The sequence below is a fragment of the Nonomuraea polychroma genome, assembly GCF_004011505.1.
GTDB lineage: Bacteria > Actinomycetota > Actinomycetes > Streptosporangiales > Streptosporangiaceae > Nonomuraea > Nonomuraea polychroma.
The window spans coordinates 8,810,244-8,823,968 of record NZ_SAUN01000001.1 but is presented as its reverse complement, the minus strand read 5'-3'; the positions used below and the strand labels follow the sequence as shown (position 1 = coordinate 8,823,968).

Below are 13,725 nucleotides of genomic sequence, written 5' to 3'. Positions count from 1 at the left end.
CCAGGCCAATGAGCCCGCTCGGCGGCCGAAGACCGCGCCGCGAGCACATGACCAAGGCCCGCGAACTCCGGCTGCAGATCTACGGAGACGACGCGACCGCCTGACCGCCTGCACCAAGCGCTACCACGCCGCCGGCGACGTGCCCTTTACCGACCGTGGCTTCCCCTGTGCCTTCGGTCGAACTGTGGGCCGGTGTGCCTTCTTCGTATATATGGATGATTCGGATATTCTCGCAGCGCGTTGAGTGCGGCGGGAGGTCTGCTGGTGAGCGTGGCCGAGGGCGTGAGATTCGGCGTTCTGGGACCGCTCCGGGCCGAGGTCGGCGGTCGCCCGGCGGGGCTTGGCGGACCCCGTCAGCGGGCCGTGCTGGCGCTGCTGCTGATCGCGCGGGGCAGGAGCGTCTCGGCAGATCGGATCCTCTCCGAAGTGTGGGAGGGCTCGCGACTCCCCTCCCTGACGACACTCCATGGGTACGTCGCCGATCTGCGCAGGACGCTGGAGCCAGATAGAGCGCCCGGCGCCCCGGCCCGGCTGCTGGTGCGCGAGGGACCCGGATACGCCCTCCGAGCGGTACCCGCCGCGGTCGACGCCGAGCGCTTCACCGAGAAGGCCGCTCGTGGCCGGCGCGCGCTGGAGGGCGGCGAACCGCAACTCGCCGCGGACCTGCTCGGACAGGCGCTCGAGCTGTGGCGGGGCCCGGCCTATGCCGACTGCGGCGGAGCCGCCTTCGCCGTGCCCGACGCGAACCGGTTGGAGGATCTGCGGGCCACAGTGCGTGAGGACCGGCTCGCCGCCGTCATCGCGTCCGGGCAGCACGCCGCTGCCGTAGGCGAGCTGGAGGCGCTGGTCGCCGAGCAGCCGCTGCGGGAGCGCGGCTGGGAGTTGCTGGTTCTCGCCCTGTACCGGTCAGGGCGGCAGGCCGACGCGCTCGCCGCGCTTCGAGCGGTCCGCAGAAGCCTGGCCGACGAGCTGGGCATCGATCCGGGACGCGGTCTACGCGACCTGGAGGCGGCCGTACTCGCCCAGGACCCGCGGCTGGCCCCGAGATCGGCTGAGCCCAGCCGCAGGTCATACCCTCCGGCTCCGGCACCACCCTCGGGCAATCTGCCGTTCGCGCTGTCCAGCTTCGTCGGCCGCGGCGGCGACCTCGCGGCCGTCGCCTCTCTGCTGGACGGGCACCGGCTGGTCACGCTCACCGGTCCGGGCGGGGTCGGCAAGACCCGCCTGGCCTTGGAGGTCGCCCGCGCCCGTACCGACGCCGACGGGCCCTGGCTCGTGGAGATCGCAGGTCTGCACGCGCCCGAACTGCTCACCGCGACCATGGCCGCCGCCTTAGGTCTGCCCACCGTGCCGTCCCCCGATCAGCTGGCCGGGATGATCGCCGGCCGTGACATGCTGATCGTCCTGGACAACTGCGAGCATCTGCTGGTCCCCGCCGCCATGCTGGTCCACACCCTGCTGACCCGCTGTGGCACTGTGCGGATGTTGTGCACCAGCCGCGAACCCTTGGGCATCTCGGGTGAAGCGGTCTACGAAGTGCCGCCCCTGGATGCCGCCACGGAGGCCGCGGATCTGTTCCTGCGCCGTGCGGCCGCCGTCTCGCCCGGCTGGGCGGCCGCGCCAGGCGACAGGGAAAGGATCGCCGCCCTGTGTGAGCGGCTCGACGGCATCCCGTTGGCCATCGAACTCGCCGCCGCGCAAAGCCGGGTGCTGTCCGTCGCCCAGATCGCCGATGCCGTCGAGGACCGCTTCACCCTGCTGGTGGACGGATCAGTCGGACGGCCGGACCGCCATCGCACGCTGCTGGACACCGTCGCCTGGAGCGATCACTTGTTGCAGCCTGCGGAACGCCGGCTCTTCCACCGGCTCGGCGTGTTCGAAGCCGGCTTCGACCTGGAGGCCGCCGCCGCGGTCGGTGGAGTCGATCCCGTCCTGGCGCCGCTGTCGGCGCTGGTCCGCAAATCGCTGGTCACCGCCCAACCCGGCACCGCGCCGCGCCGCTACCGGATGCTGGAGACCCTGCGCCAGTACGCCCTGTCCGCGCTCTCCCCCGACGAACTGGCCCAGGCACAGGCACGCCACCGCGCCTGGGCCCTGGCCCGGGCTGAGAACGCCGAACGCCATCTCCGCGGCCCGCAGGGAGCGGCGTTGCTGAACGGGCTGAGCCGCGATCAGGCGGAGTTCCGGGCCGCGTTCACCTCGTCGCTGGCGGCGGGTGACGGCGAGTACGCGCTACGGCTGGGCGGCGCGCTGTTCTGGTTCTGGTTCCGGATGGGGCATGTGGCGGAGGGCCTCACCTGGCTGTCCGAGGCGTTCGCGGCGGCCCCGCGAGCTGGAGCGGATGTCCGGGCGCGTGCCTGGTACGCGCTCACGGGACTGTACTACCTGGCCGGACTGCCGCCACAGGCGTACCAGGCGGCCCGTTCGGCGATGGAGGCGGCCCGCGAGGCAGGTGACGCGGTGACGGAGGCGGGCGCGACTGCGTACGTCCCCTACCTGGGTCTGCTGGCCGGGGCGGCGCTCGACGCCGAGCCCCTCACGCGTGAGGCCGTCGAGATGGCCCGGCGCACCGCCCTGGACTGGCTGGAGGCCGAAACGCTCATGGTCCGGGGCATGGTCCTGCGGGTGCTGGGGGACCTGCCGGGCGCCGACACGGTCTTTCAGGAGGCCGTAAGCGCCGCTCGCTCCAGTGGCCACGACTGGGTCGCGGACGGGGCGGCCTGGTGCGACATGAAGACGGCTTCGGACCGTGGGGACGGCACTCGGGCACTGGCCGTCGCGGCGGACATCCTGGCCACGATGGACCGTTACGAAGACATCTCCTTCTGGCTGGTGACGGTGCACAGCGCGGCCCGCGCCCTCGTGCTGACCGGGCAGTCCGAGCACGCGGCCGTGCTGATGGGGGCCGTGGAAGCGATCGGCAAGCGAGCCGGCGTCTCCCCGGAGCTGATGGACCCGTTGGACGGGCCGCGCGAGGCGGCCGCCGTACGCGAGGCGCTTGCGCCGGAGGAGTACGAACGGCATGCGGCCCGCGGGCGCGCGATGTCTCGGCAGGATGCGAGCGCCCTGCTCACCTCGTTGATCACGATGATCCTCTGATAGCAGCGGCCCCCGCCATCGGCGGGGGCGCTGATCGGGCCGCTGGTGCCTTGGAAGCCTTGGAAGCCTTGGAAGTCGCTGGGAAAGCCCGTTCCCACCGGCCCCCAAGCAGGCCGGCCCACTCTCGTTGTTGTGAACGCGGCGCCGCCTGGTCCGGGCGGCCGGACAACGAGGTGAATCATGATCAAGCGAATGATCTGTAGCGCGGCGGCGGCGGGAATCGCCCTGGGATTCCTGTTCGGCCTGGGCGCCACGGCGGCCCACGCCACCGACGGCGACCCCTCCCAGTGGGTGTCCGTGGCGGGCGACCCCTCCCAGTGGGACTCCGTGGCGGGCGATCCCACCCAATGGGGGTCTGTGGCGGGCGACCCCTCCCAGTGGGTCTGATCCGGACGGAGGGGTGAGGAGACGCCATGACACGCAAAGGACACCCGCCCACCGGACACGCCGTCGTCGCGGGAGCCGGGATCGGTGGGCTTCTGGTGGCCCGGGTGCTCAGCGAGACGTTCGACCGGGTCACGGTGATCGACCGTGACGCTTTGCCCGCCCAGGGCGTCCCCCGGCGGGGCGTGCCGCAGGGGCATCACGCGCACGGGATGTTGTCCCGGGGCTGCGAGATCCTCGAGGATCTGTTCCCCGGGCTGACCGCGGACCTGGTCGCCGCGGGCGCCACCACCTTGGACATCCAGGACGACGTCCGCTGGTACAACGACGGCCGGCTGCTGCACCCCGCGCCTTCACAGCTGCGCGGCCTGACGGTGAGCCGGCCCGAGCTCGAACGGTATCTGCGCTCCCGCGTCGCGGATCTTCCCGGCGTGGTGATCCACGACCGCTGCGAGGTGGTCGAGCCGATCGCCGGCAGGGAGGGCGTGGTCACCGGGGTACGTCTGCAGCGTTCGGGGCACCAGCCCGAGGACATGGCGGCCGATCTCGTGGTGAACGCCGTGGGCCGGGGAAACCGGGGCACGGAGTGGCTGCGCCGACTGGGATACGAGCCCGCACCGGAGGAACGTGTCGACTCCCGGCTGCAGTACGTCTCGCGTGATTACCGGCGCCGGCCGGGCGACGCCGACTTCGTCGCCATGGTGGTCGGGCACAGCGCGTCGGTCCCCAGGGGCGGGGTCGCCCTCAGCGCGGAGGGAGACCGCTGGCTCGTCACCCTGTTCGGCATGGGGGACGACGTCCCACCCGTCGACCCGGACGGATACCACGGGTTCGCCGCCCGGCTTCCGGTCCCGGACCTGCACCGCCTCCTGGAGCGTCTGGAACCGCTCGGGGACCCGCGGCGGATGCGCATCCCCGTGAGCATCCGGCGCCGCTACGAACAGCTAAGCCGTTTTCCCGAGGGCTATGTGGTGTTCGGTGATGCCCTGTGCCAGTTCAACCCCAGCTACGGGCAGGGCATGACGGTGGCCGCCTGCGAGGCCGCCACCCTGCGTGAGTGCTTGCAGGACGGCGGACGCGACAGCCTGGCTCGCCGCTTCTTCGAGCGGGCCGCGCGGATCATTGACGTGCCCTGGGACCTGTCGGTCGGTGGTGATCTGCGGTTCCCGTCCGTCGAGGCTCCACGCCCGCTGCGCGTGAAGCTGCTCAACCGCTACGTCGCACGCCTCCACGTGGCTGCGGAGGCGGACCCGGTGGTCGGGAACGCCTTCCTGAGCGTGGCCAACCTGCAGGCCCCTCCACAGCGCCTGTTGTCGCCCGGCGTCCTGGCCCGTGTGCTCAGGCCGCGTCCCAACGCCGGCCCGGCCCACCCCCGGCTTCCTGCGCGGGAGCAGATCCCGGCCGGCCAGTGACGTCGCCGCGCATCCTGGCGCCGCGCATCCTGGCGCCGGGCACCCTGGCGCCGGACACCCGAGATCGAAAACAGTCCCGAAGCGACTGGAGAGAAAGGACATCATCATGATCAAAAACATCACCGCGGGCATTGTGCTGGCGACCGCCGTGGCCGCTGGGTTGACGGCCGGCGCGGCCCCGGCCTCGGCGGCGACGGCCACCGCGGGCAACGCGGTCTGGGTCGAGCCCGGCGCCACCAGATCCTTCCTGGCCATGTGCCCTTCGTACGCCCCCACGATGCTGACCGATACGATCACCATCACCGCCGGCACCGGAGTGTCGGTCTCGACCAGCCTGGACACGACCTCCGACGCGTTCAGCCGCGACAAGCTCACGGTCACGGCCACGAATGGAGACGCCGTCCGCCGGTACGTCTCGGCCAAGGCCACCTGCACGAGCTGACCCTCTCCACAGCCGCCGGTCAACCCTCCGCGCCCCCCTTTCTGGGGCGCAGCCCTTCGGTTACCCTCGCAGGAGATCTCCACGAGGTGTGCGAGAGGGGGCCGATGGGCGGCGTCGCTCCCGATACCGTGCGGTTCGGGGTGCTCGGTCCCCTCAGGGCCGAGCTGGCGGGACAGGCGGTCGGCCTGGGCGGTCTGCGGCAGCGGGCGATCATGGCCGTCTTGCTGATCGCCAGGGGCCGGATGGTCTCCGTCGAGCGGATCACGTCCCAGGTATGGGAAGGCTCCCCGCCCTCGTCACCGACGACCCTCCACGTCTACATCTCACAGCTGCGCCGGGCCGTGGAGCCGGAACGCCCGCCCGGCGCTCCGCCCCGGCTCCTGGTCCGTGAGGGCACGGGCTACGTGCTGCGGGCGGATCCATCCGCAGTCGACGCCGAGCGCTTCGCCGACCTTGCCGTGGCGGGGCGGCGTGCTTTGGACGGCGGCAGACCAGGCCCCGCCGCGAGACTGCTCACCGAGGCGCTGGAGCTGTGGCGTGGTCCCGCTTACGCGGACTTCGACGGGGCCGGTTTCGCCTTCACGGAAGCGGCCCGGCTGGAGGACCTGCGTGCGGCCGCGTACGAGGACCGGCTGGCCGCCACCATCGACCTGGGCAGGCACGCTGCGGCGGTCGGCGAGCTGGAGTCCCTGGTGGCCGAGCAACCGCTGCGGGAACGCGGCTGGGAGCTGCTCGTCCTTGCCCTGTACCGGTCCGGGCGGCAGGCTGACGCGATCGCGGCGCTGCGCACGGCACGGCACCGGCTCGCCGACGAGCTGGGCATCGACCCCGGACCCCGGTTACGCGACCTGGAGTCCGCGGTGCTCGCTCAGGATCCCCGGCTCGACCCGCCGCCCGCCCGCTCCGCCGGAACCACGGGCGCCCACGTCGGCGCTGCAACCCCCGCCGCCACCAGGCCCGACACCGCCCCCGTCGCGCCGGCCCGCAGTCCGGCGGCGGCCCCCGTCGGTAACCTGCCGTTCGCATTGTCAAGCCTCGTCGGACGCGCGGACGACATCGCCGCCGTGGACCGACTGCTGGCCGAGTTCCGGCTCGTCACCCTCACCGGCCCGGGCGGAGTGGGCAAGACACGCCTCGCGCTGGAGACGGCCAGGGGCCGTACCGACCGCGACGACGGGACCTGGCTGGTCGAACTGGCCGGCCTCACCTCACCCGAACTGCTGCCCGCCGCGATCGGCGCCGCCGTCGGCATCCCCGGGGCATCCACCGCCGAAGACCTGTCGGCCGTGCTCGCCGGGCGGCGCCTCCTGCTGATGCTCGACAACTGCGAGCACCTGCTGGACGAGGTCACCGCCCTCACCGGTGTGCTACTGAGCCGCTGCGGTGGCCTGCGGGTACTGTCCACCAGCCGCGAAGCGCTGGGCGTGGAGGGCGAGGCGGTCTACGAGGTACGGCCGCTCGACCCGGCCGGGGATGGGACTGAACTCTTCAGGAAACGGGCTGCCGCGGTCCTGCCCGCATGGTCCCCCGACGTGGACGACCTCGACCGTATCCCCGGACTCTGCGCCGCGCTCGACGGCATTCCGCTCGCCATCGAACTGGCTGCTGCGCACTGCCGGATGCTCTCCGTCGGCCAGATCGCCGACGCCTTGAAAAACCGCTTCGATGTGCTGGTCGACGGCCCGCTCGACCTGCCCGCCCGGCATCGTGCGCTGGAGTCCACCATCGCCTGGAGCCACCGGCTCCTCGAACCCGAGGAACAGCGGCTCTTCCACCGGCTGAGCGTGTTCGCCGCCGGATTCGACCTCGACGCCGCGGGTGCGGTCGGAGGCCAGACTCCCGCGCTGCCTGCCTTGTCGGCCCTGGTCCGCAAGTCGCTGGTCGGTGTCGAGCCCGGCACCGTACCGCGCCGCTACCGGCTGCTGGAGACGCTGCGTCAGTACGCGCTGCGCGAGCTCGACCCGGACGACCTCGCGCAGACCCAGCAACGACACCGAGCCTGGGCACTGGCCCAGGCGGAGAGCGCCGAGCGCAGGCTCCGCGGCCCGCAGGCGGCCGAGCTGCTGGATCGGCTGACCCAGGAGCAGCCGGAGTTCCGCGCCGCCTTCGCTTCCGCGCTGGCCGCCGGGGATGGTGACTACGCGCTGCGACTGGGCGGAGCGCTGTACTGGTTCTGGTACCGCATGGGCCACATCGCCGAAGGCCTGTCCTGGATGTCCAGGGCCTTCGATGCGGCGCCGCACGCCGAGCCGGCGGTCCGTGGGCGGGCCCGGCTCGCCGTCAGCGGGCTCAGCTACCTGGCCGGGCAGCCGGCGCAGGCGTACGAGGCTGTCGTGCTGGCGGAGCGGGAGGCGCGGGAGGCCGGCGACCTGATGGTCGAGGCATCCGCACGGGTCTACCAGACGCACTTCGGCGTGCTCGCCGGCATGCCCATTGACGCTCCGGCGCTCGCCCGCAGCGCAGTCGACCTCGCCCGGCGTGCCGGGGAGGACTGGCTGGTGGCCGAAGCGCTGATGGTGGAGGGCATGCTCGCCCGGGTTCTAGGAGATCTTCCGACCGCCGCCACGGTCCTGGCCGAAGCCGTCGCGACCGCCGACTCCTGCGGCCATGACTGGGCGGCCGGCTCTTCGGCGTGGGCCGCCATGAAAACCGCCTGCGATCGTGGCGACGGCCGGCGTGCCCTGGAGATCGCAGCCGGCATCCTTGACGCGCTCGACCGTCACCAGGACGTCACCTCCAGACTTGTGCTGATCCACACCGCCGCCCACGCCCTCGTGCTGACCGGACAGGCCGACCAGGCAGCCGTGCTGATGGGCGGAGTGGAGGCTGTCGGCCGCCGGGTGGGCTTTTCGCCCGAGTTGATGGACCCGCTGGACGGCCCCCGCGAGGCCGCCGCCGTACGCGAAGCCCTCCCGCAGGACGAGTACGCACGCCTGATAGCCCGGGGACGCGAACTGTCCCTGACGGAACTGACCACCCTCATGGTGGGCCTGCTCAAGATCCGCTGACCGATGTCGAATCGCGTATCAGGACCCCGGCCATGCATCGGTGCTTCAGCGCTGCTGTCAGGCATCCAGCAGAACGTCCACTGGAGTGGGAGAACCGCTACCGCTTCATGGCCCGGTAGCGCTTGAGGAGAGCCGTGACCTTGTCGTAGTCGCGTGCGCCGTTCAGCTCGTCGAGCAGATCGTCGGGGCATAGCTCGTAGAGGTCGCCCCACCAGCGGCGCGCCTTGTTGTCCCAAATGCGGTAGCCGCCGGGAACGCCTCTGGCGACGTAGCGCCTCCTGCCCATAGATCGTCAGCCTGCAATCTGCCGATCCCAGGGGTCAAGGGCGCGACCGACCGCTCCCGCCGTACCGTTCCCCTTCTGGCAGCTCGTCCTGTTCGCTCTAGGCGGCCGTTGAATCGCCACCTGGATCTTGTGGATCCCTACGCTGCGGTGAGTACGCTGCCCGGATGGTCACGGACGATGGGACGGCGGAGCAGATGTCAAAGTCACAGTTCCCGCCGAGACGGGTGGCTGGTCGGGGGCATGGCTGGTATCGAGGTGACTGCCATGTGCATTCGGTCCTCTCGAACGGCGGAGAGCTGACGCCCGAGCAGCTTGCGGCCGGTGCCCGCGCGGCCGGCCTGGACTTCATCGCGACCACCGAGCACAACACATCAGAAGCGCATGGAGCCTGGGGTTCGCTCGCCGGTGACGATTTGCTGGTGATCATTGGCCAGGAAGCCACCAGCCAAACCGGGCACTGGCTCGCGCTCGGGATCAATCCGGGGCAGGTGGTCGACTGGCGGTATCGCGTCCGCAACGACATGATCGGCAAGTATCTGGACCAGGTACATCAGGCCGGTGGGCTATGCGTGGCGGCCCACCCGCACGCGCCGTACCCGTCTGGCGTCTTCATGTACCCGTTCGACGGATTTGATGTGGTGGAGGTATGGAACGGGCTGTGGACCTCCGATGAGCCGTGGCAGGCGGACAATGGGGCGGCACTGGCCGAATGGGGTCGCAGCCTGGCCGTCGACATCCGCGGTGGACGGTGGCGGCCGGCGATGGGCAACAGCGATACCCATCTGGAGGGCCAGATCGGCACGCCGCACACTGTCGTGCTGGCCGATGAACTGAGTACTGACGCGGTTCTCAGCGGCATCCGTGCCGGCCGGAGCTGGATCGCCGAATCGGCCACGGTTGAGCTGTCGCTCCAGGTCTCTGCTGGTGGTCGTAGTGCCCACATCGGGGAGCGGCTGGATACCTGCGGCGGACCGGCTGTGGTACGAGTGGACGTGCGTGGCGTGCCGTCCGGCACTGTCAGCTTTCACACCGAGCGCGGGACCGTGCACCGGGAATCGTTGCCGGGCAATGGATCAGACGTCTCGGAGTGGCGTACCAGCGCGGAGGAGTCGGCGTTCGTCCGGATCGAGGTTCGTCATCCCAGCGGGCACATGGCGGCGCTCACCAACCCCATCGTCCTGAGCTGAAATGCCGCGATGCCAAGCGTGCCATCGGACCGCTCTTGGCCCCGCGTTCAGTCGATCACCTGCGAATTCTTCCAGGTCGGCACCGTTCGCGGCCGTGCACGCCGGCCGTCCCCGATCTGCGATCCAGGTCACTTGCCGGGCAATCCCAGTGCCGCGAGTGTCACGGCGAGCCGCGGATCCGCCTGTCCCGCCTTCTCCAGCACGCTCCTGAGCGCCGCCTCGTAGGTGAGACTCGCCTCGGCGTAGCGTGCTCGGCCGGCCTCGGTGATGACGGTGTAGACACCGCGCTTGTCGTCCGGGCACAGATCCCGGTACGCGAAGTCCGCCGCGTTCAGCCGCGCCACCAGCCGCGTCACCGAGCTCTGGTTGAGCCCGATCTTGTCGGCCAACTCCTGCATGCGCAACTCGCCGGCGGGCGAGGCGGCCAGGTGACCGAGCGCCCGGTACTCCGACAGGCCGATGCCGTGCCGCCGCTGGAGGGTGGTGGCAAGACTGGTCTCCACGCGGGCGTGCAGCAGCAGCACGTGATCCCACGAACTGGAGAGTGCTGAGGGCGCGGGGATCGAGGTAGGGGCGGGAGCCGTCGAAGCCATGGGTGCCTCCTCCTTCTATGGCGTCCCCGGTCTTTCTCGGACCCGGGATTGACAAAAGGATACATGTACATGCAAGCTTCTGCTCGTCGGCCAATACTTGCAGATACATGCAAATAAATGAGGAGTTCTGGCATGGCTTGGATCTACCTGCTCGTCGCGGCCGTCTTCGAGGTCGTCTTCGCCCTGGCCACCAACGCCACCGAGGGCTTCACCCAGTTGTGGCCGTCCCTGCTCACCGCCGCCGCGGCGGCCGGCGGGATCTTCTTCCTGAGCCTGGCACTGAAGACGCTGGACGTGGGCGTCGGCTACACGGTCTGGACCGGCATCGGCTCGGTCGGCACCGTACTGCTCGGCTCCGTGATCTTCGGCGAGGAACTGACCGTGTGGAAGGCCCTGGCCTTCGTTCTGATCATCGGCGGCGTTCTGGGACTCAAGCTCGCCGACCGCCTGTCCGCGACCAAACCGTCCGCCGCCTGACCCTCAGCCCGCCCTCTCCCGAAGGAACGTCATCATGGCCTGGATCTATCTCTCCATCGCGATCGTGTTCGAGATCGGCTTCGCGCTCGGCACCAACGCCACCAAAGGCTTCACCCGGCTGTGGCCATCCGTCTTCGCCCTGCTGTCGGCCGCCGGCGGCATCTTCACCCTCAGCCTGGCGCTGAAGACACTGGACGTGGGCGTCGGCTACACCATCTGGACCGGTATCGGCTCAATCGGCACCGTCGTCCTCGGCGCACTCATCTACAAGGAGAAGATCGCCCCCGTCAAGCTCGCCTCATTTGCCGCGATCATCGGCGGCGTGGTGCTCCTCAAGATTGCCGCAGGGATCTGACCCGCGATGCCGATCGTCGACGAACCCGCCTGGCTGACCGAAGGCCTCGCCCCAGCCGTCACCCTGGCCGTCGCCGAGGCCGAGTGCCGGCCGCGGCGGGGATGCGGTCGACGGTGGCTCACGCGTAGCCCGGTACGGCATGGCTGCCGGCCTGTTCGACGGCCGTCTCCCGGAGGTGGGTACGGGTCGGCGGGCATGCGGGGGACCAGCTCGCTAGCGGCGTCCTTGGGCTTCGCGGGCGTCTCGAAGGGCAACTGCTGCTCCTGCAGCGCGAACCCGTACACGTAGCTGTCGATCACCGAAACCGCCATCACCCATCACCCGCTGCTGAGCTGCGGTAACTCACATGGCCATGAGCTCGGCTTCATTGATCATTCCGGTATGCTCCGGATCTTGCTGTGGTGGCGTGTCAAGCTGGTGGACATGGAGACCGGTTCCGTGCGCAGGGTTCTGGCCGTGAAGCCGGATGGTCCGTGGCTGGTGCTCGTCGACGGGATCATCTGGAATGTCGAGTCGCGAAACAACGGGGTGGACAAGCCCTTCGACATGTCGAGGATAGGGCTTTTACCGCTGCTGGAGCGGCCTCGGGAGGAGGTGGAGAGGCGAGCCCGGCAGGCGCTTGGTCCTGATGATTCAGACTTCGCCGAGGTTCTGCACGCGGTCATCCAGTGTGCGCTTGCAGGGCCGTCCGAGTATTGGATCTCACTCGCGCTGCCGTGGATGATCGCTGATGAAGTCGGGCACTTCGCCGAGTTGCTTAGGGAGATTGCTGTCGGGCGGTCCAGGACTCAAGCCACACAGCACGCGGCGAAACGGCTCTTGAAGGAGAACGGTCATTGGCCAATCGTCTGGCGCCATCCCCGTAACTGATCACTGAGGTGATCGCGGCGACGGTGACCTGCAGGCCGAGCACTGTCGTCTCGAACGGCACCGCCAGGTTGTCGCCGATCATCACATGAAAGCCGGAAAGCCGCTCATCATCGTCGTAGGCGTCCACGATCACCTGCTCGATCAGCTCATCCAGATGATCGTCAGAGGGGTGGCGAGTCACAGCAGCACACAATACTCCGGCGAGGAACCCTGATGATCATGCTTGGCAAGGGAAAGGCTGGATCGTCAGGGCTGTGCAGGGGTGATGTCGGTGTGCGGGAAGTCCTCGCCTTTGAAGAGCAGGGGCTGGTCGAGGTCTTTGGCGAGGGCGTAGGCGAAGCAGTCGCCCATGTTGAGCTTGGCCTTGGAGTTGTTGCCCTTGCCGTAGATCTGGTACGCCCGGCGGGCGATCCTGGCCTGATGGAGTGTAACCGGCTCGATGATGAGACCCATCTCGTCAACGAGTGTGTCGAAGGCGTGGCGCATGGCCTCACCACGGTTGTCCGCCACAATGGCCGCTTCGACATAGTTGACAGCCGAGATACGACACACGGCTGCGGCGATGGCGTGGGCGAATTGGGTGGCCTAAGGGCTCGCCGTTGATGACGGCAATGATGGCGCTGGAATCGATGATCACGCGGGAAGGCCGGTGTCCGGGTCGTACAGGTCTTCAACGGACAGTCGGTCCCGACCGAGGTGGGTCCGCATGTCAGCGGCGATGCTCAGGATACGTTCGGCCCTGCCTGCGGCTTCGGAGCGGCGCTCCAGCGCATCCAGACGGCGTTCGAGCACTTGAGCGGCATGCTGGGTCTCCTCGGCCAACCGGATGACCCGGCGGGCGAGGTCATGAAGGGGCTCGTGTTCGAGGTCCACACTCACCGTCGCTCGACTCCCTCCGTCACGGCGCCTGTGTTGCACTTTCCGCGTAACTGGTGGCCGAGCCTTACTCGCGTCGATGGGCAGCATCCTTCCGCGTCACAAGGTGCTCGTCGAGTCAGGGGTTCTCCTCGGGTGTGCTGCCGGCCGCGGCATGCCAGGCTTCCCAGATCTCGGGGCGAAGTCTGCCGCGGTCAGCGACCGGGAATCCCTGTTCGCGAGCCCACGCGCGCACCTGCGATGCGGTCGGCTGCAGGTCGCTTGGCCGTGCGATCTCTGCTGGTGTCCTTGGCGGGGAAGGGCGCGGGGGAGCGTCGGTGGTCGGTGGGTGCTCATCTGAGCCGGATGTTGTGGTGGTGAAGCCGAGGCGGGTGAGGGTGCGGCGTCGGTTGCCGTACATGCGCTCCAACTGTGGGACTTGTGCGTCCAGATAGTCGTGGACCTCGACGTCGTGCTTGGCGGCGGCTTCTCGCATGATCCGGCCGACGTGCTGGATCACCTTCCCTTTGAACGAGATCGGCATCGCGAGGAACAGGGCGTCCAGCCGGGGCAGGTCGAATCCCTCGCCTGCGACCTTGTCGATGGCCAGGAGTACCAGCGATCCTGCCTCGGCATCGGTCAGGCGGGTGCGGACGTGCTCGCGTTCGGCAGCGCTGAGGCATGCGTTCAAGATCGCTATGTGGTGTATCGGCGTTGTGGCTGTGCAGACACGGTGACAGGAAGCGGCTGGGAAACC

At 69.4% G+C, this 13,725-nt stretch carries 14 protein-coding genes; 8 read left to right on the top strand and 6 right to left on the bottom strand.

The genetic code is table 11. The features are described from left to right. Nucleotides 1-240: 240 nt before the first annotated feature. The 5 genes from EDD27_RS40550 to EDD27_RS40530 all read left to right on the top strand — a co-directional run bounded on the left by EDD27_RS40550 (nt 241) and on the right by EDD27_RS40530 (nt 8,345). Nucleotides 241-3,099, top strand: a complete 2,859-nt coding sequence (locus tag EDD27_RS40550; protein WP_127937088.1) for an AfsR/SARP family transcriptional regulator — start codon at nt 241-243, stop codon at nt 3,097-3,099. 180 nt (nt 3,100-3,279) lie between these two features. Continuing rightward, on the top strand, nt 3,280-3,486 hold the full coding sequence (locus tag EDD27_RS40545; protein WP_127937087.1) for a hypothetical protein: 207 nt from the start codon (nt 3,280-3,282) through the stop codon (nt 3,484-3,486). A 26-nt stretch (nt 3,487-3,512) separates the two neighbouring features. Continuing rightward, entirely contained in the window at nt 3,513-4,895 is a 1,383-nt protein-coding gene (locus tag EDD27_RS40540) for an NAD(P)/FAD-dependent oxidoreductase (RefSeq protein ID WP_127937086.1), read from the top strand. Between the two features lie 106 nt (nt 4,896-5,001). Further along, nucleotides 5,002-5,337, top strand: coding sequence for a hypothetical protein (locus tag EDD27_RS40535; RefSeq protein WP_127937085.1), 336 nt, complete (start codon nt 5,002-5,004; stop codon nt 5,335-5,337). A gap of 104 nt (nt 5,338-5,441) precedes the next feature. Then, a complete protein-coding gene (locus EDD27_RS40530) occupies nt 5,442-8,345 on the top strand; it encodes an AfsR/SARP family transcriptional regulator (RefSeq protein ID WP_127937084.1) in 2,904 nt (967 codons plus the stop codon). A gap of 97 nt (nt 8,346-8,442) precedes the next feature. Here EDD27_RS40530 and EDD27_RS40525 read toward each other — a convergent pair whose 3' ends face one another. After that, a complete protein-coding gene (locus EDD27_RS40525; protein WP_127937083.1) occupies nt 8,443-8,631 on the bottom strand; it encodes a hypothetical protein in 189 nt (62 codons plus the stop codon). 164 nt (nt 8,632-8,795) lie between these two features. Between EDD27_RS40525 and EDD27_RS40520 the strand changes: the two genes are divergently transcribed. Then, on the top strand, nt 8,796-9,818 hold the full coding sequence (locus tag EDD27_RS40520) for a CehA/McbA family metallohydrolase (protein WP_338324687.1): 1,023 nt from the start codon (nt 8,796-8,798) through the stop codon (nt 9,816-9,818). Nucleotides 9,819-9,946: 128 nt separating this feature from the next. Here EDD27_RS40520 and EDD27_RS40515 read toward each other — a convergent pair whose 3' ends face one another. After that, nucleotides 9,947-10,411 carry a MarR family winged helix-turn-helix transcriptional regulator gene (locus EDD27_RS40515; protein WP_127937082.1) on the bottom strand — a complete coding sequence of 155 codons (465 nt, stop codon included), beginning with the start codon at nt 10,409-10,411 and terminating at the stop codon, nt 9,947-9,949. 132 nt (nt 10,412-10,543) lie between these two features. Between EDD27_RS40515 and EDD27_RS40510 the strand changes: the two genes are divergently transcribed. Both EDD27_RS40510 and EDD27_RS40505 read left to right on the top strand, forming a co-directional pair. Further along, complete coding sequence (locus EDD27_RS40510) at nt 10,544-10,888, top strand: DMT family transporter (protein ID WP_127937081.1); 345 nt, start codon at nt 10,544-10,546, stop codon at nt 10,886-10,888. 34 nt (nt 10,889-10,922) lie between these two features. Beyond that, nucleotides 10,923-11,243, top strand: coding sequence for a DMT family transporter (locus EDD27_RS40505; protein WP_127937080.1), 321 nt, complete (start codon nt 10,923-10,925; stop codon nt 11,241-11,243). A 757-nt stretch (nt 11,244-12,000) separates the two neighbouring features. Here EDD27_RS40505 and EDD27_RS40500 read toward each other — a convergent pair. The 4 genes from EDD27_RS40500 to EDD27_RS40485 form a co-directional block, all read right to left on the bottom strand. After that, nucleotides 12,001-12,294: a calcium-binding protein gene (locus EDD27_RS40500; RefSeq protein WP_241564521.1), complete on the bottom strand. Its 294-nt coding sequence runs from the start codon at nt 12,292-12,294 to the stop codon at nt 12,001-12,003. A gap of 65 nt (nt 12,295-12,359) precedes the next feature. Next, nucleotides 12,360-12,623 carry a type II toxin-antitoxin system VapC family toxin gene (locus EDD27_RS40495; protein ID WP_241564520.1) on the bottom strand — a complete coding sequence of 88 codons (264 nt, stop codon included), beginning with the start codon at nt 12,621-12,623 and terminating at the stop codon, nt 12,360-12,362. Nucleotides 12,624-12,746: 123 nt separating this feature from the next. Beyond that, nucleotides 12,747-12,992 carry a hypothetical protein gene (locus tag EDD27_RS40490; protein WP_164904003.1) on the bottom strand — a complete coding sequence of 82 codons (246 nt, stop codon included), beginning with the start codon at nt 12,990-12,992 and terminating at the stop codon, nt 12,747-12,749. Nucleotides 12,993-13,107: 115 nt separating this feature from the next. Beyond that, nucleotides 13,108-13,659, bottom strand: coding sequence for an Lsr2 family DNA-binding protein (locus EDD27_RS40485; RefSeq protein WP_127937078.1), 552 nt, complete (start codon nt 13,657-13,659; stop codon nt 13,108-13,110). Between the last annotated feature and the right edge of the window lie 66 nt (nt 13,660-13,725).

Bases quoted from the DNA above. Each gene is read 5' to 3' on its own strand.
- EDD27_RS40535 (WP_127937085.1), top strand. From the start codon at position 5,002: ATGATCAAAAACATCACCGCGGGCATTGTGCTGGCGACCGCCGTGGCC.
- EDD27_RS40525 (WP_127937083.1), bottom strand. From the start codon at position 8,631: ATGGGCAGGAGGCGCTACGTCGCCAGAGGCGTTCCCGGCGGCTACCGC.
- EDD27_RS40530 (WP_127937084.1), top strand. From the start codon at position 5,442: ATGGGCGGCGTCGCTCCCGATACCGTGCGGTTCGGGGTGCTCGGTCCC.
- EDD27_RS40505 (WP_127937080.1), top strand. From the start codon at position 10,923: ATGGCCTGGATCTATCTCTCCATCGCGATCGTGTTCGAGATCGGCTTC.
- EDD27_RS40510 (WP_127937081.1), top strand. From the start codon at position 10,544: ATGGCTTGGATCTACCTGCTCGTCGCGGCCGTCTTCGAGGTCGTCTTC.
- EDD27_RS40515 (WP_127937082.1), bottom strand. From the start codon at position 10,411: ATGGCTTCGACGGCTCCCGCCCCTACCTCGATCCCCGCGCCCTCAGCA.
- EDD27_RS40520 (WP_338324687.1), top strand. From the start codon at position 8,796: ATGGTCACGGACGATGGGACGGCGGAGCAGATGTCAAAGTCACAGTTC.
- EDD27_RS40545 (WP_127937087.1), top strand. From the start codon at position 3,280: ATGATCAAGCGAATGATCTGTAGCGCGGCGGCGGCGGGAATCGCCCTG.
- EDD27_RS40540 (WP_127937086.1), top strand. From the start codon at position 3,513: ATGACACGCAAAGGACACCCGCCCACCGGACACGCCGTCGTCGCGGGA.